Source organism: Hyphomicrobium sp. CS1GBMeth3, from assembly GCF_900117455.1.
In the GTDB taxonomy this organism is placed as follows: Bacteria; Pseudomonadota; Alphaproteobacteria; order Rhizobiales; family Hyphomicrobiaceae; genus Hyphomicrobium_C.
Window position 1 is genome coordinate 1,287,422 of record NZ_FPHO01000002.1, and the last position, 22,700, is coordinate 1,310,121.

Annotated in this window: 21 protein-coding genes; 9 read left to right on the top strand and 12 right to left on the bottom strand. The window is 63.8% G+C overall.

Features of this window, described 5'->3' with window-relative positions:
- Nucleotides 1-66 precede the first annotated feature (66 nt).
- The 3 genes from CS1GBM3_RS06275 to CS1GBM3_RS06285 form a co-directional block, all read right to left on the bottom strand.
- Nucleotides 67-2,433, bottom strand: a complete 2,367-nt coding sequence (locus CS1GBM3_RS06275; protein WP_072392824.1) for a xanthine dehydrogenase family protein molybdopterin-binding subunit — start codon at nucleotides 2,431-2,433, stop codon at nucleotides 67-69.
- Between the two features lie 3 nt (nucleotides 2,434-2,436).
- Nucleotides 2,437-2,889 carry a (2Fe-2S)-binding protein gene (locus tag CS1GBM3_RS06280; protein WP_072392827.1) on the bottom strand — a complete coding sequence of 151 codons (453 nt, stop codon included), beginning with the start codon at nucleotides 2,887-2,889 and terminating at the stop codon, nucleotides 2,437-2,439.
- 92 nt (nucleotides 2,890-2,981) lie between these two features.
- The gene (locus tag CS1GBM3_RS06285; protein WP_072392830.1) at nucleotides 2,982-4,631 is read right to left on the bottom strand and encodes an L-lactate permease; all 1,650 of its coding nucleotides are present in this window, start codon (nucleotides 4,629-4,631) and stop codon (nucleotides 2,982-2,984) included.
- Between the two features lie 150 nt (nucleotides 4,632-4,781).
- On the opposite strand from CS1GBM3_RS06285, the gene CS1GBM3_RS06290 reads away from it, so the two are divergent.
- Together CS1GBM3_RS06290 and CS1GBM3_RS06295 are read left to right on the top strand one after the other, a co-directional pair.
- Entirely contained in the window at nucleotides 4,782-5,522 is a 741-nt protein-coding gene (locus CS1GBM3_RS06290; RefSeq protein WP_244534562.1) for an FCD domain-containing protein, read from the top strand.
- 131 nt (nucleotides 5,523-5,653) lie between these two features.
- Nucleotides 5,654-6,028 (top strand): YbaN family protein, encoded by a 375-nt coding sequence (locus CS1GBM3_RS06295; RefSeq protein ID WP_072392836.1) that lies wholly within the window; start codon nucleotides 5,654-5,656, stop codon nucleotides 6,026-6,028.
- 28 nt (nucleotides 6,029-6,056) lie between these two features.
- On the opposite strand, the gene CS1GBM3_RS06300 is transcribed toward CS1GBM3_RS06295, so the two are convergent.
- The 4 genes from CS1GBM3_RS06300 to CS1GBM3_RS06315 all read right to left on the bottom strand — a co-directional run bounded on the left by CS1GBM3_RS06300 (nucleotide 6,057) and on the right by CS1GBM3_RS06315 (nucleotide 12,363).
- On the bottom strand, nucleotides 6,057-8,603 hold the full coding sequence (locus CS1GBM3_RS06300) for a bifunctional diguanylate cyclase/phosphodiesterase (RefSeq protein WP_171946433.1): 2,547 nt from the start codon (nucleotides 8,601-8,603) through the stop codon (nucleotides 6,057-6,059).
- A gap of 192 nt (nucleotides 8,604-8,795) precedes the next feature.
- Nucleotides 8,796-10,139: a UDP-glucose dehydrogenase family protein gene (locus tag CS1GBM3_RS06305; RefSeq protein ID WP_072392841.1), complete on the bottom strand. Its 1,344-nt coding sequence runs from the start codon at nucleotides 10,137-10,139 to the stop codon at nucleotides 8,796-8,798.
- Nucleotides 10,140-10,325: 186 nt separating this feature from the next.
- Nucleotides 10,326-10,685: a hypothetical protein gene (locus tag CS1GBM3_RS06310; RefSeq protein ID WP_072392844.1), complete on the bottom strand. Its 360-nt coding sequence runs from the start codon at nucleotides 10,683-10,685 to the stop codon at nucleotides 10,326-10,328.
- 322 nt (nucleotides 10,686-11,007) lie between these two features.
- Nucleotides 11,008-12,363 carry a porin gene (locus CS1GBM3_RS06315; RefSeq protein ID WP_083567282.1) on the bottom strand — a complete coding sequence of 452 codons (1,356 nt, stop codon included), beginning with the start codon at nucleotides 12,361-12,363 and terminating at the stop codon, nucleotides 11,008-11,010.
- A gap of 392 nt (nucleotides 12,364-12,755) precedes the next feature.
- Between CS1GBM3_RS06315 and CS1GBM3_RS06320 the strand changes: the two genes are divergently transcribed.
- From CS1GBM3_RS06320 to CS1GBM3_RS06345, 6 genes are all read left to right on the top strand, one after another.
- The gene (locus CS1GBM3_RS06320; RefSeq protein WP_072392850.1) at nucleotides 12,756-14,030 is read left to right on the top strand and encodes a UbiH/UbiF family hydroxylase; all 1,275 of its coding nucleotides are present in this window, start codon (nucleotides 12,756-12,758) and stop codon (nucleotides 14,028-14,030) included.
- Between the two features lie 82 nt (nucleotides 14,031-14,112).
- Complete coding sequence (locus CS1GBM3_RS06325; RefSeq protein WP_072392853.1) at nucleotides 14,113-15,036, top strand: lysophospholipid acyltransferase family protein; 924 nt, start codon at nucleotides 14,113-14,115, stop codon at nucleotides 15,034-15,036.
- Nucleotides 15,037-15,208: 172 nt separating this feature from the next.
- Nucleotides 15,209-15,922 carry a vWA domain-containing protein gene (locus CS1GBM3_RS06330; protein ID WP_171946434.1) on the top strand — a complete coding sequence of 238 codons (714 nt, stop codon included), beginning with the start codon at nucleotides 15,209-15,211 and terminating at the stop codon, nucleotides 15,920-15,922.
- A gap of 89 nt (nucleotides 15,923-16,011) precedes the next feature.
- The gene (locus CS1GBM3_RS06335; RefSeq protein ID WP_072392856.1) at nucleotides 16,012-16,920 is read left to right on the top strand and encodes an MBL fold metallo-hydrolase; all 909 of its coding nucleotides are present in this window, start codon (nucleotides 16,012-16,014) and stop codon (nucleotides 16,918-16,920) included.
- A 57-nt stretch (nucleotides 16,921-16,977) separates the two neighbouring features.
- Nucleotides 16,978-17,478, top strand: coding sequence for a hypothetical protein (locus tag CS1GBM3_RS06340; protein ID WP_072392859.1), 501 nt, complete (start codon nucleotides 16,978-16,980; stop codon nucleotides 17,476-17,478).
- 55 nt (nucleotides 17,479-17,533) lie between these two features.
- Nucleotides 17,534-18,133: a hypothetical protein gene (locus CS1GBM3_RS06345; protein ID WP_072392862.1), complete on the top strand. Its 600-nt coding sequence runs from the start codon at nucleotides 17,534-17,536 to the stop codon at nucleotides 18,131-18,133.
- Nucleotides 18,134-18,388: 255 nt separating this feature from the next.
- On the opposite strand, the gene CS1GBM3_RS06350 is transcribed toward CS1GBM3_RS06345, so the two are convergent.
- Nucleotides 18,389-19,399, bottom strand: a complete 1,011-nt coding sequence (locus tag CS1GBM3_RS06350; RefSeq protein ID WP_072392865.1) for an AraC family transcriptional regulator — start codon at nucleotides 19,397-19,399, stop codon at nucleotides 18,389-18,391.
- 151 nt (nucleotides 19,400-19,550) lie between these two features.
- Here CS1GBM3_RS06350 and CS1GBM3_RS06355 point away from each other — a divergent pair, with 151 nt between their 5' ends.
- Nucleotides 19,551-20,006, top strand: coding sequence for a cupin domain-containing protein (locus tag CS1GBM3_RS06355; RefSeq protein ID WP_072392868.1), 456 nt, complete (start codon nucleotides 19,551-19,553; stop codon nucleotides 20,004-20,006).
- Between the two features lie 77 nt (nucleotides 20,007-20,083).
- Here the strand turns inward: CS1GBM3_RS06355 and rplQ are convergent, their stop codons facing one another.
- From rplQ to rpsM, 4 genes are all read right to left on the bottom strand, one after another.
- Nucleotides 20,084-20,509 carry a 50S ribosomal protein L17 gene (gene rplQ / locus CS1GBM3_RS06360; RefSeq protein WP_072392871.1) on the bottom strand — a complete coding sequence of 142 codons (426 nt, stop codon included), beginning with the start codon at nucleotides 20,507-20,509 and terminating at the stop codon, nucleotides 20,084-20,086.
- A gap of 159 nt (nucleotides 20,510-20,668) precedes the next feature.
- Nucleotides 20,669-21,694 carry a DNA-directed RNA polymerase subunit alpha gene (locus CS1GBM3_RS06365; RefSeq protein ID WP_072392874.1) on the bottom strand — a complete coding sequence of 342 codons (1,026 nt, stop codon included), beginning with the start codon at nucleotides 21,692-21,694 and terminating at the stop codon, nucleotides 20,669-20,671.
- Nucleotides 21,695-21,829: 135 nt separating this feature from the next.
- The gene (gene rpsK, locus CS1GBM3_RS06370) at nucleotides 21,830-22,225 is read right to left on the bottom strand and encodes a 30S ribosomal protein S11 (RefSeq protein WP_072392877.1); all 396 of its coding nucleotides are present in this window, start codon (nucleotides 22,223-22,225) and stop codon (nucleotides 21,830-21,832) included.
- A gap of 92 nt (nucleotides 22,226-22,317) precedes the next feature.
- Nucleotides 22,318-22,689, bottom strand: coding sequence for a 30S ribosomal protein S13 (gene rpsM / locus CS1GBM3_RS06375; protein ID WP_072392880.1), 372 nt, complete (start codon nucleotides 22,687-22,689; stop codon nucleotides 22,318-22,320).
- Between the last annotated feature and the right edge of the window lie 11 nt (nucleotides 22,690-22,700).

Below are 22,700 nucleotides of genomic sequence, written 5' to 3' on the forward strand. Positions count from 1 at the left end.
CGCTGCTCATAAAAAAGCCGGGCCTTTTGTGGCCCGGCGTCGCTTCCTTCGTTCGCCTTCAGGCGATCAGGCGACCTTCTCGCCCATGGGCATGTTGCGGATGCGCTTGCCGGTGGCGGCGAAGACCGCGTTGGCGAGCGCGGGCGCGAACGGCGGCAGGCCCGGCTCGCCGATGCCCGTTGCGTGCCAACCGGGCTCCGGCTCGACGATGTGCACGTCCACCTTTTTCGGGAAGTTTTTCATGGTCGCGATGTTGAAGTCCGAATAGTTGGACTGCTCGACCGCGCCACCCTTGAAGGTGATCTGGCTCAAGAGCGCGTGCGACATGCCCATGACGGCCGCGCCCTCGATCTGCGAGCGGATGCGCTCCGGATTGACGTAAAAGCCGCAATCCAGGGCGGTCACCGCGTGCGGCACCGTGATCGTGCCGTCGTCTTTGATCTCGGCGTGCACGACGGTCGCCACGCAAGTGCCCCAGGCTGAGTGCGCTGCGATCCCGAGCCCTTGGCCCTTCGGCAGCTCTTTACCCCAGCCTGCCTTCTCGGCGGCGATCCGCACCACGTTCTTCAGGCGCGCGGTGTTGATCGGGAACTCCTCATAGGGATCGCCGTAGTTCCAGAAGTCGTCCGGAAAGCCCAGGGCTTTGGGATCGAGGGTCCTATCCGAGCCGATCAACTCGAGCAGGAAGTCCTTCGGGTCCTTGCCGAGATGGTGCGCGGCCTCGCAAACGGCGGACTGCACAGCCCACAGTCGCGGGATGTTCGACACCGAGCGATACCAACCGATGCGGGTATGCGCCATGGCCTTGCCGTTCTCACAGCGCACGTTCGGCACCTCGAACGGCGTGTTGACGAAGCCCATGCCGTACTCGATCGGAAACTGGTAGCCGCTATCGGGCGCGAACGTCGAGACGATCGACGGCGCGACCGTGCGATGCCGGAACCCAGTCACCTTGCCGGCGTCGTCGAAAGCCATGTCGATGCGCTCGACCGACGCCGTGTGGTAGAACGCGTGACGCGTGTCATCCTCACGCGTCCACTGCAGCTTCACCGGCGTGCCGCCGAGCTTCTGCGAGATCAGAGCCGCCTCGATCATGAAGTCCCACTTCGACTTGCGACCGAAGCCGCCGCCGAGCAGCGTGACGTGCACGGTCACGTTCTCGATGGGCAGCTTGAGCGCCTTGGCAACGTCCTCGCGGGCGCCGTAGGGGCTTTGGACGGGCGCCCATAGCTCGGCCTTGCCATCCACGATGCGGGCAACGCACACCAAAGGCTCCATCGGCGCCTGCACGAGATGCTGCGCGTGGTACTCGCCGGTGAAGGTGCTTTTTGCTGCTTTCCAGGCGGCGTCGAAATCGCCCTGGTTGCGGATGACCTTGCCCGGCTCCGACGCTGTTTTCGACATCTCCTCGAAGTAGGAGACGCTGTCGTAGCTGGCGTTTGGGCCGTCCTCCCACTCGATGGCAAGCGCGTCACGGCCGAGGATGGCAGCGTAGGTCGAGTTGGCGACGACCGCCACACCGCCGAGTTGGCCGAACTTGCGCGGCACGTCGTACACGCCTTCGATCTCGAAGACCTCCTCGACGCCCGCCGTCTTCTTCGTCTCCTCCGCATCAAGGGATTTCAGCTTGCCGCCGAGAACCGGCGGGCGGGCGATCACCGCGTATTTCATGCCCGGCAGACGGACATCGGCACCATAGACGGCCTTGCCTGTGGTGATGTTGCGCAAGTCGTAAAGCTTCGCTTCACCCTTTCGCATCAGGGTAAACTCGTCGGGTGTCTTGAAAAGCAGCGCCTCGCGCGCGGGCACCGGAAGCGCCATCGCCGCTTCGGCCAGCTCGCCGAAGCCGAGCTTCGTGCCGGTCTCCTTCTTGTCCTTGTCGAGCTGGACGACGTGGTGCGCCTTGGCGCGCGCGAGCGACGCGTCGATACCCCATTTTGCAGCCGCAGCTTGCTCGAGCATCTGGCGCATGGCGGCGCCGCACTCGCGCATAGGCTGGATGAAGTGGCGCATCGAGCGCGATCCATCCGTATCCTGGTTGCCGTAAAGCGGCTCGTCGCCGGGGGCTTGTACGATGCTTACGCGCGACCAGTCTGCCTCCATCTCGTCGGCGACGACCATCGGAAGGCTGGTGCGGACTCCGGTCCCCATCTCTGCGCGGTGGGCGACGATGGTAACGGCGCCGTCCTGGGTGATGGACACATAGACGTGCGGATCGCTGGCGCGGCCGTAGCCGTGCGGCATGCTCTCGCCGCCAGTCTTGTAAGGCTTCAGCGGCTCGCGCGCGTCAGCCTCGGGAATGCGGACTGCGAGCACGAATCCGGATGCCGCGAGCGCACCGCCGAGGAACTTGCGCCGGCTCACGTTCTCTATGATGGCCACCACGGAATGCCGCTCGGCCTTGCGTGCTTCCTGTTCGAGATAATGCAACATGGCTTACACTCCTCCCGCCGCAACGCGCACTGCCGCGTGGATGCGCTGGTAGCAGCCGCAGCGGCAGAGGTTTCCGCTCATATCCTCGACGATCTCGTCGTCGGAGGGAGCGTTGTTCTTGGCGAGCAACGACGCTGCCTGCATGATCTGGCCGGCCTGACAGAAACCGCACTGGGGCACGCTGAGCTCGCGCCATGCCTTCTGCACCGGATGCTCGCCATCGGGGCTCAGGCCCTCAATGGTGGTGACGGTCTTTCCCTCGGCCATCTCAATCGTGGTCATGCACGAGCGGACCGCTACGCCGTCGACGTGGATGGTACAGGCGCCGCACACGCCCTGCCCACATCCGTATTTGGTGCCGGTCAAGCCGATCTCGTCGCGCAGATACCAGAGCAGCGGCGTGCCCGGATCGCCGTCGAATGTGCGGCTCTCGCCGTTCACGGTGAAGGTTGCCATGATTTTTACTCTCCCGATTTTGCGGCGACGCGAGGCCGCCAACTGCGTCATGTCGAATTGGGGTGATACGTCTCCTTTCCGAAGCCTTCGTGTCAGGGTGCAAGAAGTGTCAAGGGCCACACGTATGCCTGGCCCATGACCAGGAGACCGACGAGGACCGCAAGCGCCACAGAATGGAAGAACACGAAACGAAGGATCGAGCCTTCGTGCCCGTACCAACGCGTGGCGGTCGAAGCGACCACGATCGACTGTGCGTCGATCATCTTGCCCATGACGCCGCCGGAGCTGTTGGCCGATGCCATCAGGACCGGATTGATGCCGAGTTGCTCTGCCGTAACCCGCTGCAGGCCGCCGAACAGAACGTTCGAAGCGGTATCCGATCCAGTCAAAGCAACGCCAAGCCAACCGATCAGCGTGCCGAACAGCGGATAGAGCCAGCCCGTGTTGGCCAATGCGAGGCCCAAGGTGGCGTCCGTTCCAGCATAGCGTGTGACGAATCCAATCGCCAGCATGCAGGCGATGGTTAGCAACGAGTAACGCACCAGCCAGATGGTGCGCAGGTACATGTGCAGGAGGCCTGACACTCCGTAGCCAAGGAAGAGCCCGGATATGATGGCCGCCAGCAGGATGCCGGTGCCTGTCGCGGAGAGAATATTGAAATTGTAGACCGCGTGCTCGAGATGCGGCTCGGCGACGACGGGCGGCACTTTTTGTACCATCTCGTTCAGGCCGGCGACCGGAATCTTCGCTGTCCAGATGCCGTCGAGACCGGCGCGCACTTGTGGCGCGCCCCACAGAAATACGAATACGCTGAGCACGATCCACGGCGCCCATGCGCGGCGCACCGCGGCATCGAACGTCGGCTGACGCACCTCCGGATGCGCGAAGGCCGTGCTTTCCGACGGAGCGCGCGGCATCAATGTCATGGGTTCGGTTGGGCGCCAGATGCGCAGAAATCCGGCGAGTGCGGCCATGGATACGATGGCGGCCACGATGTCGACGAGCCAAGGCCCGTGGAAGTTCGAGACAAGATACTGCGGCACCGCAAATGAAATGCCAGCAACCAGGACCGGCGGCCAAACCTCAAGCATCTTGCGGAAGCCGACGAACGCCCAGACCAGCCAGAACGGTACGATGACCGAGAAAAACGGCAGCTGGCGGCCAATCATGCCGGAGAGCTCGTGCAGATCGAGACCGGTGACAGCCGCAAGCGCAATCACGGGCGTGCCGAGCGCACCGAAGGCCACTGGCGCGGTGTTGGCGATCAACGAGAGGCCGGACGCCGCCAGCGGCGAGAAGCCGAGCCCGATCAGCATCGCCGACGTGACCGCAACGGGTGTGCCGAAACCTGCCGCGCCCTCGAAGAATGCGCCGAGACTAAAGGCGATGAACAGCAATTGGAGTCGGCGGTCGTCGCTGATGGCGCTGATCGAGCGCTGCAGCACCGCGAAGTCACCTTTCTCGCTTGTGAGCTGGTAGAGGAAAATAACGTTCAGGATGATCCAGCCGATCGGCATGAGGCCAAACGCGGCGCCGTACGCGGCGGCCAGTCCGGCCATCTCCGCAGGCATGCCGTACGCAAAAATCGCGACCACGAGGGCCGCGATTAGGCCCAGCATCGCCGCAATGTGGGCCCGGATCTCCCAGATGCCGATAGCGCCAAGCAAGACGACAACCGGGATCGCGGCGACGACCGTCGACAGGGTCATATCGCCGAACGGGTCATAAACCTGTGACCACATGCTCCCTGCCCTAGTTTGCGCGCGCTTCTTATTGGTAAAATGAATATACCACCGGGTTTGTTTGGTCAAAACGTGTTATAGCATTGACTGCGGCCCGTGAAGTTCGGTCCGCCGGCAGGACACGCGATGGAAACGATCCGGACACCGAGGGTGGCAGACGCTATTGCCACGCGCATCGAGAAACTCATTCTCGAGGGCGCGCTGCGTCCAGGGGAAAAGCTCGCGTCCGAGCGGGAGCTTGCGGCACGACTTGACGTCTCGCGACCGTCGCTGCGCGATGCCATCGACCAACTCGTGGACCGTGGTCTTCTGACGGCAACGCGAAACGGCACGTCCGTTGCCCAATTCCTGCTGCCACTGATGGCGCCGCTTGCCAACCTCTATCGCCAGCATCAAAACGCAGCCGCCGATTATCTCGAATTCCGCCAGTGGGTGGAAGCGCAGGCGGCGCGCGCGGCTGCGGAACGGGCGACCGAGGTGGACAAAGCGGCAATTCGCAAATGTCTTGCCGACATGCGCAAAGCGCACCGGAGCAAGGACTCCGACAAGGAAGCGCAGGCTGACGTCAACCTGCACATTCTTGTTTATGAGGCGAGCCACAACTTCATCGTGCTGCACGTGATGCGGGCGCTCTCGGAGCTTCTGCGCAACAACGTGTTCTTCAATCGCGAGCATCTCTATTTGAAGCCCGGCGTGCGCGACAAGCTGCTCGCGCAGCACATTGCCATCGGCGAGGCCGTCATTGCGGGGAATGCGGACGAAGCGGAGGCGGCGGCGGCGGCTCATATCCAGTTCGTCTTCGGGACCGTCGAGGAGATCCAACGCGACAACAAGCGGCTCGAATGCTCGATTTCGCGCGTGGGGCGCCGCGCGTTCATCGCAGGGCGCTAGGCCCCGCGGGGCGGCAATCATGAGCGCGACATCGCGACCGGGGCTTGCACATCTCGTTCCTTAAGCGGATATTTGGCGTCAAGATTTCGCAGGCGCTGCTCCGGTCAGACTAGCGCAGGGACGGAGACGTCATGGGGCTGTCCAAGCTGGCCTACATCACCATCGGTGGTATCGCGACGGCGCTCGCCATTGCAGGCGCCATCCTGCCGGGTTTGCCGACGACACCATTCCTCTTGGTGGCGTTGTGGGCCTTTGCGCGCTCGAGCGCGCGGCTGCTCGCGTGGCTCGAGAGCCTGCCGTTGCTCCGGCACGCGCTCATCGAGGCGCAGCGTTTCGAGGAGCGGCGCACCATTCGCCTCGGCGTCAAGCTCACGGCCATTGCGACGGCGTGGGGCTCCGTGCTCTTCACGGCGCTTGCAACCGGGAACCCGGTACTGATCAGCATCGTGGCTGCCGCGGCTCTTGGCGGCACTTTCGCCATGTGGTGGTATCCGACGGAAACCTAAGCCGTCGCTCAAAGCGCCCCAGATCCTATCAGGCGCTGACCTGACCCAGCGGAAGCTCGAGGATGCGTGTCGCATCGACTTCAAACGCGAGCTGATCGAGACCCTCCGGGCGCCCGAGGAGATAGCCTTGCAGGTGATCGCAACCGGCGAGCGCGGCGATGATGCGCTGCTGTTCGGTCTCAATGCCTTCTGCGGTCGTCTTGATGCCAAGCGACTTCGCGAGCGCGACGACGGCGACGAAGATCGAGCGGGCTTTCGAGTCCGTGGCCAGGTCGTTGATGAAGGACCGGTCGATCTTGATGCGGCCGATGGGCAGGCTCTTGAGGCAGCTCAGTGCCGACTGGCCAACGCCGAAGTCGTCAATGGCAATCGATACGCCCAGCGCCTGCAGCTGTTGCAGCACCTTGGAGGCATTCGCCTCATCGTGCAGGATAGCGGTTTCGGTAACCTCGAGCTCGAGCCGTTCCGGCGCCAGGCCGGTGCGGGCGAGCGTCGCGGAGACACGATCCACGAAGTGAGGGTCGGAAATCTGCACCCGCGACAGGTTGACGGAGATCTTGACATCGGACGGAAGCCGTACGGCGTCGCGGCCTGCCTGCTCGAGCACCCAGTCGCCGATCTCGCCGATAAGACCGTTGCGCTCGGCGAGCGGAATGAACTCGGCTGGAGAGATGACGCCGATCTCGGGATGATGCCAGCGGATCAGCGCTTCAAGCGCTGCAATGTCGCCCGAGCCGCCGGTCTTGATCGGCTGATAGACGATGCGGAATTCCTTGTCCTCGACGGCGCGCCGCAACTCGCTTTCGAGCCGGCGTGCGGAGCAGGCGCTTGCGTCCTCGGCGGCGTCGAAGAAAGCGTATTTGCCTCGCCCATTGCGCTTGGCCTTGTAGAGGGCAACGTCCGCAGCCTTCAGGATATCGTCCGTGGTTGCGCCGTCGATCGGAGGCTTGGCGATGCCGATGCTCATGCCGACGCGTATCGGCCTGTCTTCGATATTAATCGGCTTTTTGATCTCTTCGAGGATGCGGCGCGCGACCGCAGCGGCATCGGTGGGATGCTCCCCGCCGCAGAGAAGCAATGCGAACTCGTCTCCGCCGAGGCGCGCCACCGTATCCGTTTCGCGCACGCAGGCGCTCAAGCGCTGAGCGACGACGCGTAGCAACTCATCGCCAGCGGCATGGCCGAGGTTATCGTTGACCGATTTGAAGTAGTCGATGTCGATCAGCATGACCGCGGCGTCCTTGCCGCGCTTGGCTGCGGCCAGCGCATGCTCGATCCGCTCCACCAACAGCAGTCTGTTCGGCAAGCCGGTCAGGATATCGTGCAGCGTGCGGTGCAGAAGCTCGCCTTCGGCCTGCTTCTCCGCTGTGAAGTCCGTATAGGTGCATATGACGGCGCCGTCGGACATGACGCGCTGGCTAATACGTATGTGGCGCCCGTCGACGAGTTGTTGCTCTATATCGCTGTCGACGTCGAGCTCGACCGTGGCACCATCGCGCTCCGGCACGGCCCCTGCGGCCTGGCAGACCGCCATGAGCGAGGCGAGCGAGGTGCCAACTGGAACCGCGCGCTCTTCCAGCCCGTACACCTCGAGAAAGCGGCTGTTGCGCACGACAACGCGGCCCTGGTTGTCGAACAGGCACACGCCCTGGGACATGGCGTCCAGCGCAGTGTCGAGTTGCTGGCGCCGGTCTGCGGCGAGGGCTGAGACGCGCAAGAGCTCCTGCCTCAGGCGCTCCCGATCCGCCACCTCGGCCGCTACCGCGAGCGACGTCAGGAGATTGACGAAGCAGAAGAGCTGAACCATCCAAACACGCGTCTCGGCGTCGCCCATCATCGCGGCAGGCCCCCAGCCCTGATGCGTGGCGCCCAGGGACACGGCGGAGATCCACAATGTTGCGAAGGCAGCGTAGCGGGGGCCAAGGCGAAAGGCGATCAGCACCGATATCGGCATGATCAGGAACAGAATCGGCATCGTCGACTGGGTAAAGACCACGAGCAGAACGGCCGCCAGCAAAAGGAAATGCCGGACGACGTTCGCCATCGGCGGAGCGACCTCCAACCTCCGCGGAGTTTGCCAGATCAGCAGGATGGCGGGCGTGAGGATCAGTAACCCAAGCGTGTCCGCCAGATACCAAGTGCTAAAGGCCGCGCCATAGCTTGAGCCGTGGTTTGCAGACGTGAGCAAGGCACCGGCTGCGGCCGGCAGCAGTGCTGCAACCAGACACGCCGTAACAAAGGCGGCAACTGTCCAAGCCTTGGTAAGGTCGACACGCCCCCGACAGGCGATCCGCAGGAGATGAAACGCGATGAGCGCCTCCGCTGCGTTGATGGCCGGGAACGCGACGGCTGTCGCCCACGGGTCGCCGCAGATACGAAATGCAACTGCACCACTCGCCAGCGCGGCCCAGATCACCGACCATCGCATGCCATCGTTCCGGCTCAGCAGCAGGCCGGCGAGAAGAATGGCGTTGGCAGGCCAAATGGCGGCCACGTGCGCCGCGTTGCGCGTCAACGTAATGGCTATGTAGATCGCGAGCGCGTAAGCGGCAGCCGTGCCCAAGACGAACCGCACGCGGCGAGCGCGCAGCGTTGCTAAGCCAACGGTAAAAAAACCGGCGCTGTCCATGGAACCTGGCCAGAGAAATTCCCTGCCAGACCATATCTCAGCAAATTCTAATAAAATCTTTTAGTTGGTCGATCCCGTGAATATATCGGGTCAACTGCCCGGCGGCGTAGTTCGCCGCCGGGCCTCAACCTTGGCGGCTCACTCAGCCGCCGTGCTCAATGCGACGGGTATATCCTCCCGCGGGCGCCCGACGCTGATGTAGCGGAAACCGTGGCGGGCTATCAGATCGCGCCGATAGACGTTGCGCAGGTCGACGAACAGCGGCTCCTTCATCAACTCGCGCAGACGCGGGAAGTCGAGCGCGCGGAAAGCGTCCCATTCGGTCACCAGCACGAGCGCGTCAGCGCCTGCGGCTGTGTCGTAGGGATCTGTTCCGTATGTGACGTCGGAAATGCAGCTCTTGGCGGCTTCCATGCCTTCCGGATCGAACGCCCTTACGGTCGCGCCGGCATCCTGCAGGCCCTGCACGATGGCGATCGCCGGGCTCTCGCGCATATCGTCGGTGTTGGGTTTGAAGGTCAGGCCGAGCAGCGCAACCGTCTTGCCGCGGATGTCGTGGCCGATGGCGCGGGCGACTTTGCGCGCCATGGCGCGCTTGCGCTGATCGTTGACGGCGACGGTCGTCTCGATCAGCCGCAGCGGGCTGCCGTTGTCCTGCGCGGTCTTGACGAGGGCCAGAGTGTCCTTCGGGAAGCACGAGCCGCCGTAACCTGGCCCGGCGTGCAGAAACTTGCCGCCGATGCGGTTATCGAGGCCGATGCCGTGCGCGACATCCTGCACGTTGCTGCCAACCGCCTCGCACAAGTCGGCGATCTCGTTGATGAAGGTGATCTTTAAAGCCAGGAAGGCGTTGGCCGCGTACTTGATCAGCTCGGAAGTGCGGCGCGCTGTGAAGAGGAGCGGAGCCTTGTTGAGATACAGCGGCCGATAGATTTCGGTCATCACCGCGCGAGCGCGCTCGTCCTCGATGCCGATAACAATGCGGTCCGGACGCTTGAAGTCCTCGATGGCCGCGCCTTCGCGCAGGAACTCCGGGTTGGACACGACAGCGACGTCGGCATCGGGATTTGCTTCGCGGATGATGCGCTCGACCTCGTCGCCCGTACCGACGGGCACCGTGGACTTGGTGATCACGACCGTGAAGCGGCGGATGCTGCGCGCGATATCGCGCGCGACGCCATAGACGTAGGAGAGATCCGCATGGCCATCGCCGCGGCGCGAGGGCGTGCCGACGGCGATGAAAATCGCCTCGGCCTTGTTCACACCTTCCTCGAGGCTGGTGGTGAAGAGCAGGCGCTTGGCTTCCACGTTGCGCTCGACCATCTGCTCGAGGCCCGGCTCGTAGATCGGGATCACGCCACGCTTCAGCGCTGCGATCTTGCTCTCGTCGCTATCGATACACGTGACCTCGTGTCCGAAGTCAGCGAGGCACGCCCCGGAGACGAGGCCAACATATCCGGAGCCCACTACAGCAATGCGCATGCTTTCTGCCCTTCTGCCGGAACGCGCGGGGGCGCGTCTATCTCGTATTAGGCGGCGGATCGGATGCCGCCGACGGCGATCACGTGCTTAGACCCGAGCAATACGGAAGCAGCATGACGACGTCCATAGGGCAAAAACGGCAAAGGGCCCCTTCGGGGCCCTTGGTCTTACCTATCGGAACAGGCTTTAGAAATTGTGCTTGAGTGTGCCGCGGACCGTCAAATCCTCGGGCATCTGCTGCTCCACGGGATCGGGCTGCCGGCTCTCGTTGGCGCCGTAGAGAAGCTCCAGGCCGAAATCCATCTTAGGCAAAACGCCGAGCTTGCCGAGACCGGGAATACGCACCTCGGTTCCAGCGTCTTCCTGTGCGCCCTGAACGCCCGGGGTCGAAAGGTCGAGCCCTTTCTCGGCCGGCGCAACCGGCTTGACCTCGGAGGGTGCCGGCGGCGCGACAGGCGCGGCTGCGCCCTGCTCCTGGAAGGCAAGGGCAGACGAGCCGGCCAAGGCCAGCGCCAACCCAATACCAATGTAACCCCACACCTTCATTGCGTCCCCGCCGGTGCCACTCTTCTGACTCGCGAAGATGAGGCCTCGGCCTCTCTCTGACAAGAATGTTCCCGGTAGCCTTAAGCCGGGATGAACGTTTCCTGCCTTGAGTGTTGTTGCGCTGCCATGTTGCCGTTCCACCACATATTTTCGATTTCGCGCCCTGCCCCCCACTTTTCCCGGCAACGGCCGGTTTGTGGCCTCACTTTCGCCCTTAGGCGCGACGTGCCGCCGCGCCTAACCGGGACCTCCGTCGTGTGACCAAAACGAAAGGAGCCGCCTTGCGGCGGCTCCTCGTTTATCGCCAGACTGAACCCGACGATTAGAACTTGATGATGGCGCCAGTCATGAACAGGTCGACATCTTCGAACTGGACGTGCTCGCCGCCGACGCTGTTCGCCTCGGCTTCGACGTGACGGTACATGGCGTAGATGTTCATCGCAGCCGCGTCGATGCCCTGCATGATCCCGAGCGAGTAGATGTCGAGTTCCGAGTTAAGGACGCGATCAGCCGGGTTGGCTCCGCCGAATGTGGCGGACGACGAGCTGAAGGTGCCGCCATCGTTGTTGTAGTACTGGCCGAAGACGGTGGTCTTGCCGAGCGGGATCCACTTCTGCTGGATACCGACCTCGATCGCCCAGAACTTGTGGTCTTCCTCAGCGTTGGCGATGATCTCGCGAATGCGGTCGTCGGTCATGATGCCAGCCGCGAAGTTCGTGTAGAGGCCAGTCGCTTCGTGCATGACGCTGATCGAGCCGCCGAACTGATGACACTCAGGCTGACGCCCGCCGGGCAGCGTGCTGCCGGTTGCGCACTCGAAGCCAACCGTGTGGCCCGTGCCCGTTTGCTCGGTGGCCTCACCGTAAGCAATGCCAGCGGCCATCTTGAAGCCTGCGAACTCACCCTTGTAACGGAGGCCGACTTCCCAGGTGTCGTCAGCGCCCCAGTTGGCGGTTCCGACGAAGCCGAAGATCTCCGGCGTGTCGTAACGCACCATGTTGTAGCGGCGACCTTCGCCCGGTTGGTTGCCCGTGCCAGCGCGGATCAAGCGACGAATGGAAATCGCGCCGGTGCCAAGTGTGGGGCCATTCGAGAAGTCACCGTTGGATCGGCGGAGTGCCAGATCGCCGCCCAAGTCTTCGGCGTCCGAGTACTTGGCGACGTCGCCGGTGCCAGCGACGTTGATTTCGGTGATGCTCTCACCAGCGCCGCCCGTCAGGCCGATCCACACACGACCGAGGCGCTTGCTGTCAATGTACCAAGTCGAGTGACGCAGATCGAGGCCGGTATTGTCCGGACCACCCGTCGGGTTGTCCTGGTTGAAGCGCTTCGAGTTGGCGCCGCGGACGCCGACCTCGAGCAGGTAACCGGCCTTCCACTCGTCGTTGATCTTGGCGTCGCCTTTGAAGCGGAAACGCGTGCGCGAAGCGTCGTTCGTGTACACGCCGACGTTGTCCTCGAAGCCGTCGTCCCAGAAGATCACGGCCTCGTTGACCTGGCCGGAGACTTCGAGCTTCACCTTGCGGTTGCCCTTGCGAGCTGTCGTGGCCTCGAGCTCCGCAATGCGCTCCTCGAGGTCTGCGCAGCAATCACCGCCAAGATCGGCAGCCTGGGCCGATGTGCCCCCCACCAGCAGAAGACCAGCCGCTGCAAGCAGCGACAGCCGTCCCGCTGTCATCTTGAAACCCCCAACCATGCCCAGTTCCCTTTTCAATTCTGCTCCGCCACGCAACGGCACGAGCACTTCATTGACCCTCACCACTCAGCAGAGCTGGACAGACGCACACGTAAACAGGCCTGCCCCACCGCCGTGGACAGCCGCAGATAAGCGCAGGCACGGGTAATTCGTAAATATCAAAAGGCATTATGACAGTTTTGATAAGCTCATGCGTGATGGCTCCGCAACGAAAGCATTCAAACGATATCTGCACGGACACATTTCATGACAGATTTGTGACATTATGACTTGGATCAGCTTCAGCGCTCCTCGCCGACAGGCATCAGACTCGCGCATTTGCCGAGAGACTGACGATGTGCGAGTCTTTATCCGCAAGAAGGGGACGAGGCGTCATGACACGTGCGAGTTACACAGCCGCCGTGGTCGGCGGGGGGGCGGCCGGCGTGGCCACGGCCCTCGGCCTCGCGAAGGCGGGCGCTGATGTGTTGCTGGCGGCCCCGCCGCACCGTCCCCTGGGGCACGCGGCCGACACCCGGACGGCCGCCCTTTTTGCAGGGTCCATCGACTTTCTGAAGAACGTCGGCACCTGGACGGCTGTCGAACCGCATAGCGCGCCGATCGGGGCGATCCGCATCATCGATGATACCGGCGCGCTCCTGCGGGCGCCGGAGGTCGTGTTCACCGCGGACGAGGTGGGATTGGACGCGTTTGGCTGGAACGTGCCCAATCATGCCCTCGTCTCGGCGCTGCTGGCCGCCGCCGCGGCTCCTGACAGCCGGATCACGGTGCTCGAGACGGCTGGAATCGACCGGGTTGAGCCGGGCGCCAAAGCCGTGCGGCTCTTGAGCCGCGAGGGTGAAACGTTCGAGGCTCGGCTCGTTGCCGGCGCCGACGGGCGCAACTCGATGTGCAGGGCTGCGGCCGGCATCGCCACACGCTCCTGGCGCTACGAGCAAGCGGCTGTCGTCGCCACCTTCCGCCATACCCGCTCGCACCGCGGCATCTCGACGGAGTTTCACCGGCCGGCTGGGCCCTTCACGACCGTGCCCCTGCCGGGACTTCGATCCAGTCTGGTCTGGGTCGAGCGGCCGGGCGAGGCCCAGCGCCTCGCCGCCCTTGACGATACGGCGTTCCGCGAGGCCCTCGAGCGGCGGCTGCAAGGCCTGCTGGGAAGCATCGGCGAGGTCACTCCGCGCGCCATGTTTCCCCTGTCCGGGCTCACCGCCAACACGTTCGGCCAGAATCGGATCGCGCTTCTGGGCGAGGCGGGGCACGTCATTCCGCCGATCGGCGCGCAGGGGCTCAATCTCGGCCTACGCGATGCGGCTACGCTCGCCGAGTGCGTCGCGTCCGCCCTGGCTGCGGGGCGCGATCCCGGCGGCGCGGAGACGCTTGAGGCCTATAGTGCCGGGCGGCGGGGAGACGTCGGCTCCCGAATCGCCACGGTCGACGTCCTCAACCGCTCGCTGATCTCAGGTGTACTGCCGATCCACCTGGTGCGGGGGCTTGGCCTCGTGGCCCTCAAGGCCGTCGCGCCGCTGCGCCGGCTTGCCATCCGGGAAGGGCTACAACCCTCCGGGACGTTGCCCGCGTTGCTGATGCCGGACGGTGCGCGGCTGCTTGCCGAGCGCGCTCGTCCGGCAGCGCCTCGCGATTCCGCCGCTTGACGACCTTCGCGACAGTTGGCATCGGGAATAACGACCTTCCGACGCGACGCGCACGCGCTCAGCCGCGCCCTCCAGGAACATAATGTCCGCCGACCACATCAGCTTCGCACGCGACCTGCAATTCCGCCTCGAGTACGGGCTCTTGCGATTTATCGCGGGGCTCGTCGGCTTGCTGCCGCTCGAGACAGCGACCGGTCTTTCCGCCCGCGCGTGGCGCGTGCTGGCGCCGCGCATCAATCCCAAGCGCCACAATCGTGCACTTGCCAATCTCGCCATCGCGTTCCCGGAGAAATCGGACGCAGAGCGTCTCGAAATCTGCATGGCGCACTGGGAGAACCTTGGCCGCGTCATGGTCGAGACGATGCAGATCGACCGCCTGATTCAGGATCCGTCGCGCATTCACATCGTCTCCGAGCGCCTGTTCGGCCGCTATAAGGACAAGCTCGGGCCCGCAATCGGCGTCTCGCTGCACATGGGGAACTGGGAGCTCGCGATCTGGCCCTTCGTCGAGGCGCGCGCCAACCCGGCCGCCGTCTATCGCTCGGTCAACAATCCGTACATCGACCGCTACCTGCGCTGGCAACGGCGCAACCTCTATCCCGGCGGCCTGTTCGGGCGCGGCAAGGTCGAGGGCGAGCACGGCGACGACCAGAAGACCGCGCGCATTCTCACCGATTTCGTGCGCCGCGGCGGACGGCTCGGCCTCGTCTGCGATCTCTATGACCGCACGGGCCTGGCGGTGTCGTTCTTCGGGCAGGATGCGAAAACGCAGGCCATTGGCGCCATGATCGCCCGGCGCGTCGGCAGCCGGATCTGGATGTCGCGCTGCAAGCGCGTCGGCACATCGAGCCGGTTCGAGATCGAAATCCGGGAGCTGCGCGTGCCGCGCACCCGCAATATCGGCGAGGACGTGCGCTGGATCATGGTCGAGATGCAGAAGCAGTTCGAGGCCTGGGTTCGGGAAGCGCCGGAACAGTGGATGTGGAGCAACCGCCGCTGGAGCTAGCTGCGCGCTCGGCCGGCTGCCCGTACCATCGCGGGAAGATTGGCAAGCGGCACGCGAACATCCGGCTCGCGCTTCTTCACAAGGCCGTGTCATCGGCGCAAAGCCGTTGCCGCTCCGGCGGGCCCGGCCTGTAATGCGGGCTCGCAACGCAAGAGCTTCGGCAGGCCGCCTGGTGCAAATTTCCCGCTTCACTCTCCACGTAGTTGGCGTGCTCGCGCTGCTCCTCGTTTCGTCCGGCCTCGTCATCGCGCAGCAGACGAAACCGTCCTGCCTCGACGATGCCATGCTCGTCTTCGATGCCTCGGGATCGATGGCGGCGACGGACTTTCCCGACGGCGCGCCGTCACGGCTCGATCGCGTGCGCCAAGCGCTCGTCAAGGTGCTGCCGGCCGCGACGCGGGCGCGACGTCTCGGTCTCATCGTCTACGGGCCTGGGCCAAACTACGACACGTGCCGCAACGTGACGTTGCGGCTCCCGCCCTCAGCCAATGCAGGCGATCGCATCATGGCGATGGTGGACGGGCTGCGTCCTCAGGGGCGCACCGCGCTCACCAGCTCCGTGCGGCAGGCCGTCGATCTCCTGCGTCACGGCGAGAAGCCGGCTGTTATCGTCGCCCTCACCGACGGAAGGGACACGTGCGGGGGCGACGCGTGTCAGCTCGCGCTCGAACTCAAGCTGCAGCATCCAGGCGTGACCGTGCACGTGATCGGCTACCGGCTGACGTCCATGTCCGGCGTCCGGAGCGCGTTCGTCGAGCGCTGCCTGGCAGACGAGACGGGCGGCATCTTCGCCACCGCGGAGACCACCGAGGATCTCGCCAACGCTCTTTCGGAAACCCTCGGCTGCCCCGCCGTGACGCATCTTGCGCCGCACCATTTCCGCTAACGTATGCTAGAGATACGGATGTAACGCGGGCTTCGGCGCGAAGCCGCGGCGAATGCGGTGCGATCAGCATCGGAGCTAGAGGGGAGCGAATGACCGGACACTTGCGCGTTCTCAGGCCACATCCGGCCATCTACGCGTTTTACGACGGCCGCGTTCCCGGCTACCGGTTCGCCGAGCAGAAAAACTGGATCGACGAAGGCGCGCTGGCGCTCGGGATCGCGAGCTATGCCATCGTCTCCGGCCACAAGGCACTCGTCTGCGATACGCACGTCTCGGTCGCGCACGCCACGGCCATCCGCGAAATTCTCACGCGGGAGGCGGGTGTTACGGACTTCACCGTGTTGCTCAGCCACTGGCACCTCGACCACGTTGCGGGCACCGTGGCGTTCGACGACAGCCCGATCATCGCAACCGACCGGACCGCCGAGCACCTAAAGCGGCGTCAGTCGGCAATCGAGGCCGGCACCCTCGAAGGCCCGCCCGCGATCTCTCCGCTCATTCTCCCGACGCGGGGGTTTACGGGTTCCCTCACCTTCGAGCTTGGCGACATTCGTCTCGAGCTGATCGAGGCGAACATCCATAGCGACGACGCGGCCGTGATCTGGTGGGCTGACGAGCGCATTCTGCTCGCGGGCGACACGATGGAGGACACCGTCACTTACGTCATGGAGCCCGACAGCCTGCCGCTGCATCTCGTCGACCTCGAGCGCCTCGACAAGCTCGCGCCCGCCCGCATCCTACCGAACCATGGTGCCCCGGATATCATTGAGCAGGGCGGCTACAATCGCGGTTTCAATCGGGCCACGCAGCAGTACATCCGCAGCCTCATCCGCTGTAAAACGGACGCGGAGCTGCGCGAGGCGCCTCTCAAGGAGCTGATCCGCGGACCGCTTGCGAACGGCTGGGTCACCTATTTCGAGCCCTACGAGGGTGTGCATCGGGAGAACGTCGATACGGTCTGCTCGGTGGGCGCCAACAGCATGGTGGGGCGAAATTAACGTTTCAGTAACCGTTTGGGGCAACAGTTCGTTAACTCTTCCGTTCCCGTGCCGCAGATGTCCGATTTCGACAGCTTCCCACCGCCGATCACGTCGTCGCTGAATGACGCCCGTAACGACACGGGGCGTGTGGCGTTCTGCGGCCCTTATGTGTTGTCCGCCATCACAGGCTACCCGATCAGCAAGGTGGAAGCGGCCGTCAACGCCTATCGCAACCTGCCGGCGGACCTGCGCTTTCGCGTCAAGGGCACCTATGCCGACGAGGTTGAAGGCGCGCTCGCCGTCTATGGCTTCGAGATGGTGCTCAAAGAGACCTTCATGCCCCTCGAGCGCAAGAAGCGGCCCACGGTGTGGACGTGGATGCAGAAGCCGCGCAACGCCTGGGCCCACTACATCCTGGCCATTCACAAAGGCAAGGAAGGGCACTGGATCCTGATCAAGGGCGTCAAGATGTGCGATACGTTCACCGAGGGGCGGTGGACGTTCGTCTGCGACGGTCCGCATCGCGGTGCGCGCATCATGGAAGTGTTCGAGGTCCGCCGCTCGCTAGAGCTTTAGTTCATACGCCCGCGCGCACTTGTCAAGCGGCGCGGGCTGCCCTCTTCTTGCGGGCATGACGCCTGAACTGCGAACAACGATTGAGGATGCCTACCGCGTGTTCGGCGGCTACCGGCTCGATGGCGCTCTCATTGTCTGCAACTGCAATTGTTGTGTCTCCGCGGAAAGCGAGCGGCGCCTCATTCGCACGCCGTTACGCGAAATTCCTTATCAGTTACTCGCCGAATACACGGACTCGGCCCACGGCTGGGATGAGATCGTAGCGGACAACATGCGCTATTTCCTGCCACGCTACTTTGAACTCATCGCGCTCAATTCCTCGCCCTTCGACATGCACATCGACGACTGCCTCAGACGGCTCGCACATGCGAGGTGGCGCGATGAGTGGCCGGCAGCCGAGGCCGAGATCATCGATCGTTTCTTCCAGGATCTGATCGTTTCAAGCGTGCGGAAACTCGATCTTGTAAAATGGCCGGTGGGTTGGCGGCTGAAGTTCGATCTTGTCGACGTGCTTACCTTGATTGTCACAGCCCACGGCGACATCGGCCGCGCCCTTGCCGCATGGGATGCTGCGGATGGCCGCTTTGCGAGAGCGCGTCTCATGGGCGGGAGAGCGGTTCTCTCTGCATTCCGCTTACCTCGAGCGCGCGTATAACATTGAGGCGGTTGCGATCGGCGAGCTCCTGATGCGTCCAGATGTTACTGAGCGGATCGAAGCCGCCTTCTTCCGTGTGGAGGATCCTCGGCTGCAGAAAATTCTCTCGGATGCCCTTTGGGCCTGATGGATTTCAGTTCAGCAAGGAATGCAGAACATGGTCCTCGATCGGTCACGGCTTGGTGCATGGAAGGTCTCTGACGTCATCTATCAGCACCGGGCGTTCTCGCTGAAGAGGGCGCTCTGAAGCCCAGCCTAAGCAGAATGCGACACGCGATAGGTTGTAGGTGTCACGCCGGCCCAGCGGCGGAATGCACGCGTAAAATGGGCGGGGTCCGTATAGCCGAGGCGCAAAGCGATATCTATGACCGGCAGACTTGCATCGGCCAGCAGCTTCTTGGCCTGACGGTAGAGAACGTCCTCGACGAGCGCGTTGAAGCTCGTACCTTGGGTGCTCAACAACCGTTGCAGCGAGCGGCGCGTGGTGCCGAGCTTCTCGGCCACCCAGTCGATGCGCGGATAGCCCTCATGCAAGGCAAGCTCCACAACGGTCGCGAACGTTGCCAGCGTATCGCCGTTCTTCGGAACGGGCGGCTCGGCCTGCGGCTGCTCTCCAGCGGTGGATTGCGCCACGCGGTGCCGGCTGGCGTTGAGCAACGCGGCATCGAACGTAATCGATGCCATGGCGTGCCCATTGGAGACGTTGGTGGCGAAGATGCTCTCGAGCTCTCGGCGGGGCGTGCCGACGGGAAGCGCCGTCCTCACCACGTGGGGACGCCATTTCGGCCCGGCATAGACTCGGATCAGGTCCATCATGTAACCCACGCCGAGCAGCTCGTTATGGTGACGCCCGTCCGTCTCGGGCTCGACGAACTCGATAGACCAGCGCACGCTGGTGCCTTCACGCGCGACGTAGAGATTGGTCGAGGTCTGCAGCATCGTGCCAAGCCCCGCGTGCGCCCGCCGCATGGCCTGGCGCAGTGTGTCGGCGGAGCACACCCAGGCGCCGTATGCGCTCAAGTTCGGGCTGCTGACCGCCTGCCCTAGACGCGCACCGAAACAGGCGTCGCCTGTTTCGCGCGCCGCGCGCTCAAGCAGCCGGAACTGCTCGCGCAAGGGGACGATGATCTCGGGTTGATCAAGAAGCGCGAACGGCAGATCGACATCGCGCAGTACGCGCGCAATGGAGCCGCCGTGCCGATCCATAAACTCGGAAATGGGGCCGAGCGAGCTTGCTCTGGTGACGCCGGAAAGCCGCGTTGCCATGGTTCATCTGCGAAATCGACGGCGCGTTCTATGGCGCAAAATGGCAAGCGGCCCCCGCACGAACAAGTCACGTTGGCGTGACGCCTCGGGAAAGCGGGCGGCAGAAGCCGCGGCAGCGGGGCGTCACGGGGAGGAAGAGAAAGGAAAGCCCATGACGACACTTCCGTTCGACGTTCGCAACGTCCACTGGAACACCATCGAAGGCTTCGACCATATCGCGTATCACATCTGCGCGGTGGATGAGGCCAAGCGGATCGTCGACATCCTGTTCAAGTTCGACGCGAACGCGAGAATTGCGCTCCACCGACACAAGGCGGACTACATCACGCTGGTGCTGCAGGGGGAGCTGCGCATCTATCGCGCAGATGGAACGCTGAAGGAGATTCGCCCGGTCGGCAGCTATGTTTCGGGCAAGGCGGACGGCGAGCCGCACACGGAGGGCGGCGGTGACCAGGACGTGATCGCGTTCTTCAGCAACCGCAACGTCGGCAATCTCGTCTATGAAATCCTGGACGAGAACCTCAATACCGTGGCGACGTTCGGCATCGCGGAGTTCAAGGCGCTTTTCGAGGCGCAGACGGCGCAACCTTCGACGCTGGTTGCCTAGCGTAAGCGCCTCGATAAAACAAAACGGCCCCGAAGGCATTGCCTTGGGGCCGTTTCAAATTCTGGATCGGAGCCGGATCAGGCGTTCTCTGCGGCTTCCTTCTCGGCCTCGTGACGGGCCTTGTCCTCGGCGCCCTTGACCGAGGTGTCGCGGTCAACGAGCTCGATCACGGCGCGCGGGGCGCTGTCGCCGTAGCGGAAGCCGGCCTTCAAGACGCGCGAATAACCGCCGGCGCGATCCTTGTAGCGCGGGGCGAGCACGTCGAAGAGCTTCTTGACCTGGTCCTCGTCGCGCAGACGCGCGGCGGCCAGACGGCGCGAGTTCAGGTCACCACGCTTGGCGAGCGTGATGTACTTGTCGATCACGCGCTTCAGGTCCTTGGCCTTCGGCAGCGTGGTCACGATCTGCTCGTGCTTGATGAGCGCGGCCGCCATGTTCGAGAACATAGCCTGACGGTGCGCGCTCTGGCGGCCGAAACGGCGGCCCAACTTCTTATGGCGCATAGCTTTCTCTTTCTCTCAGGTTGTTACGGGGAGGTTCTTTGGCCTCACCTCGTTAGTGGGCAAAGAGCAGCAGGATCATTACCTGCCGCCCGTCGCCAGACTTACATTTGGACCGATGATTCACGCTTCAGGCCGATAGGGCCTGAAGCGATCATGGTCCTAATACTGGTCCTCGAAGCGCTTTGCCAGCTCCTCGATGTTGTCCGGCGGCCAGTTCGGCACTTCCATGCCGAGGTGCAGCCCCATGCCGGCCAGGACTTCCTTGATCTCGTTCAGCGACTTGCGCCCGAAGTTCGGCGTGCGCAGCATCTCGGCTTCCGTCTTCTGGATCAGGTCGCCGATGTAGACGATGTTGTCGTTCTTCAGGCAGTTGGCCGAACGCACCGAAAGCTCGAGCTCGTCCACCTTCTTCAAGAGCGCGGCGTTGAAGGCGAGCTCCGGATGGCGACTCTCCTCGACGGCCTTCTTCGGCTCCTCGAAGTTGATGAAGACGGCAAGCTGATCCTGCAGGATGCGGGCGGCAAGCGCGACGGCGTCCTCCGCCTTCACCGAACCATCGGTCTCGATGGTCATGGTCAGCTTGTCATAATCGAGGATCTGGCCCTCGCGGGTGTTCTCGACCTTGTAGGAGACCTTGGTCACGGGCGTGTAGAGGCTGTCGACCGGAATCAAGCCGATCGGTGCATCCTCCGGGCGGTTACGCTCGGCGGGCACGTAGCCCTTGCCCATGTCGGCGGTGAACTCCATGCGGATCTGCGCGCCCTGGTCCAGGTGGCAGATGATGTGCTCGGGGTTTAGAACGTCGACGTCGGAGCCGGTCTCGATATCGCCAGCCTTGACGGGGCCGGGGCCTTCCTTCTTCAGCACCATGCGCTTGACGCCATCCGAGTGGATGCGCAGCGCGATCTCCTTGATGTTGAGGACGATGTTCGTCACGTCCTCGCGCACGCCGGGGATCGAGGAGAACTCGTGCAGCACGCCGTCGATCTGCACGGTCTTAATGGCCGCGCCCTGGAGCGAGGACAGCAGCACGCGGCGCAGCGCGTTGCCGAGCGTCATGCCGAAGCCGCGCTCGAGCGGCTCGGCGACGATGGTGGCGGTGCGGGTGCGGTCGCGGCCCGACGTAATCTCGAGCTTCGACGGCTTGATCAGGTCTTGCCAGTTCTTTTGCAATACGTTCGTCACGGGGGGTCCTCGTAGCGGTTCTCTATGCCGCCTCGCCCAAGGCAGCACGCTTCCAACAGAGGATGGGCTCAAGGCCGGAGACGGGAGCGTGGCGCCGCTTAATCACCCGTCCAGGGAAGCCTCGGCCCGCTGGTACTAAACGCGGCGGCGCTTACGGGGGCGGCAGCCGTTGTGCGGGATCGGCGTCACGTCGCGGATCGAGGTGATCTGGAAGCCGACCGACTGCAGCGCGCGAAGCGCCGACTCGCGACCGGAGCCGGGGCCGCACACTTCAACCTCGAGCACCTTCATGCCGTGCTCCATGGCCTTCTTGCCGGCATCCTCGGCAGCCATCTGGGCGGCGAAGGGCGTCGACTTGCGCGAGCCCTTGAAACCCATGGTGCCCGACGACGACCAAGCGAGCGTGTTGCCCTGGGCGTCGGTGATGGTGATCATCGTGTTGTTGAACGAGGCGTTCACGTGCGCCACGCCGGAAGTGATGTTCTTCTTCTCCCGGCGGCGGACTTTGCCTCGTGCCTGCTCTTTCGCCATGAAACCGAAACTCCTCATGCCCGCCCAGCGGGCCAAATCCAATGGCCGTCAGACGGCCCAACCTCTGCGACCGCGAGCGGCCTGTTGCGTCCTTAAGCCTTCTTCTTGCCGGCGATCGGCTTCGCGGGGCCCTTGCGGGTGCGCGCATTGGTGTGCGTGCGCTGGCCGCGGACCGGCAGGCCCTTGCGGTGGCGCAGGCCACGGTAGCAGCCGAGGTCCATCAAGCGCTTGATATTCATGCCAACTTCGCGACGCAGATCGCCCTCGACGACATAGTCGCGGTCGATGGTCTCGCGAATTTGCAGCACCTCGGCGTCGGTCAACTGATTGACGCGACGCTCGGCGGGAATGCCGACGCGCTTGCAAATGTCTTCAGCAAACTTGGGCCCGATGCCATGGATGTACTGAAGCGCGATCAGAACGCGCTTCTGCGTCGGGATATTCACACCAGCTATGCGGGCCACTTCCGTCTCCT

Bases quoted from the DNA above. Each gene is read 5' to 3' on its own strand.
- CS1GBM3_RS06325 (WP_072392853.1), top strand. From the start codon at position 14,113: ATGTCCGCCGACCACATCAGCTTCGCACGCGACCTGCAATTCCGCCTC.
- CS1GBM3_RS06340 (WP_072392859.1), top strand. From the start codon at position 16,978: ATGTCCGATTTCGACAGCTTCCCACCGCCGATCACGTCGTCGCTGAAT.
- CS1GBM3_RS06350 (WP_072392865.1), bottom strand. From the start codon at position 19,399: ATGGCAACGCGGCTTTCCGGCGTCACCAGAGCAAGCTCGCTCGGCCCC.
- CS1GBM3_RS06320 (WP_072392850.1), top strand. From the start codon at position 12,756: ATGACACGTGCGAGTTACACAGCCGCCGTGGTCGGCGGGGGGGCGGCC.
- rpsK (WP_072392877.1), bottom strand. From the start codon at position 22,225: ATGGCGAAAGAGCAGGCACGAGGCAAAGTCCGCCGCCGGGAGAAGAAG.
- CS1GBM3_RS06310 (WP_072392844.1), bottom strand. From the start codon at position 10,685: ATGAAGGTGTGGGGTTACATTGGTATTGGGTTGGCGCTGGCCTTGGCC.
- CS1GBM3_RS06280 (WP_072392827.1), bottom strand. From the start codon at position 2,889: ATGGCAACCTTCACCGTGAACGGCGAGAGCCGCACATTCGACGGCGAT.
- rplQ (WP_072392871.1), bottom strand. From the start codon at position 20,509: ATGCGCCATAAGAAGTTGGGCCGCCGTTTCGGCCGCCAGAGCGCGCAC.
- CS1GBM3_RS06295 (WP_072392836.1), top strand. From the start codon at position 5,654: ATGGGGCTGTCCAAGCTGGCCTACATCACCATCGGTGGTATCGCGACG.
- CS1GBM3_RS06335 (WP_072392856.1), top strand. From the start codon at position 16,012: ATGACCGGACACTTGCGCGTTCTCAGGCCACATCCGGCCATCTACGCG.
- CS1GBM3_RS06285 (WP_072392830.1), bottom strand. From the start codon at position 4,631: ATGTGGTCACAGGTTTATGACCCGTTCGGCGATATGACCCTGTCGACG.
- CS1GBM3_RS06355 (WP_072392868.1), top strand. From the start codon at position 19,551: ATGACGACACTTCCGTTCGACGTTCGCAACGTCCACTGGAACACCATC.
- CS1GBM3_RS06305 (WP_072392841.1), bottom strand. From the start codon at position 10,139: ATGCGCATTGCTGTAGTGGGCTCCGGATATGTTGGCCTCGTCTCCGGG.
- CS1GBM3_RS06315 (WP_083567282.1), bottom strand. From the start codon at position 12,363: ATGACAGCGGGACGGCTGTCGCTGCTTGCAGCGGCTGGTCTTCTGCTG.
- CS1GBM3_RS06275 (WP_072392824.1), bottom strand. From the start codon at position 2,433: ATGTTGCATTATCTCGAACAGGAAGCACGCAAGGCCGAGCGGCATTCC.
- CS1GBM3_RS06345 (WP_072392862.1), top strand. From the start codon at position 17,534: ATGACGCCTGAACTGCGAACAACGATTGAGGATGCCTACCGCGTGTTC.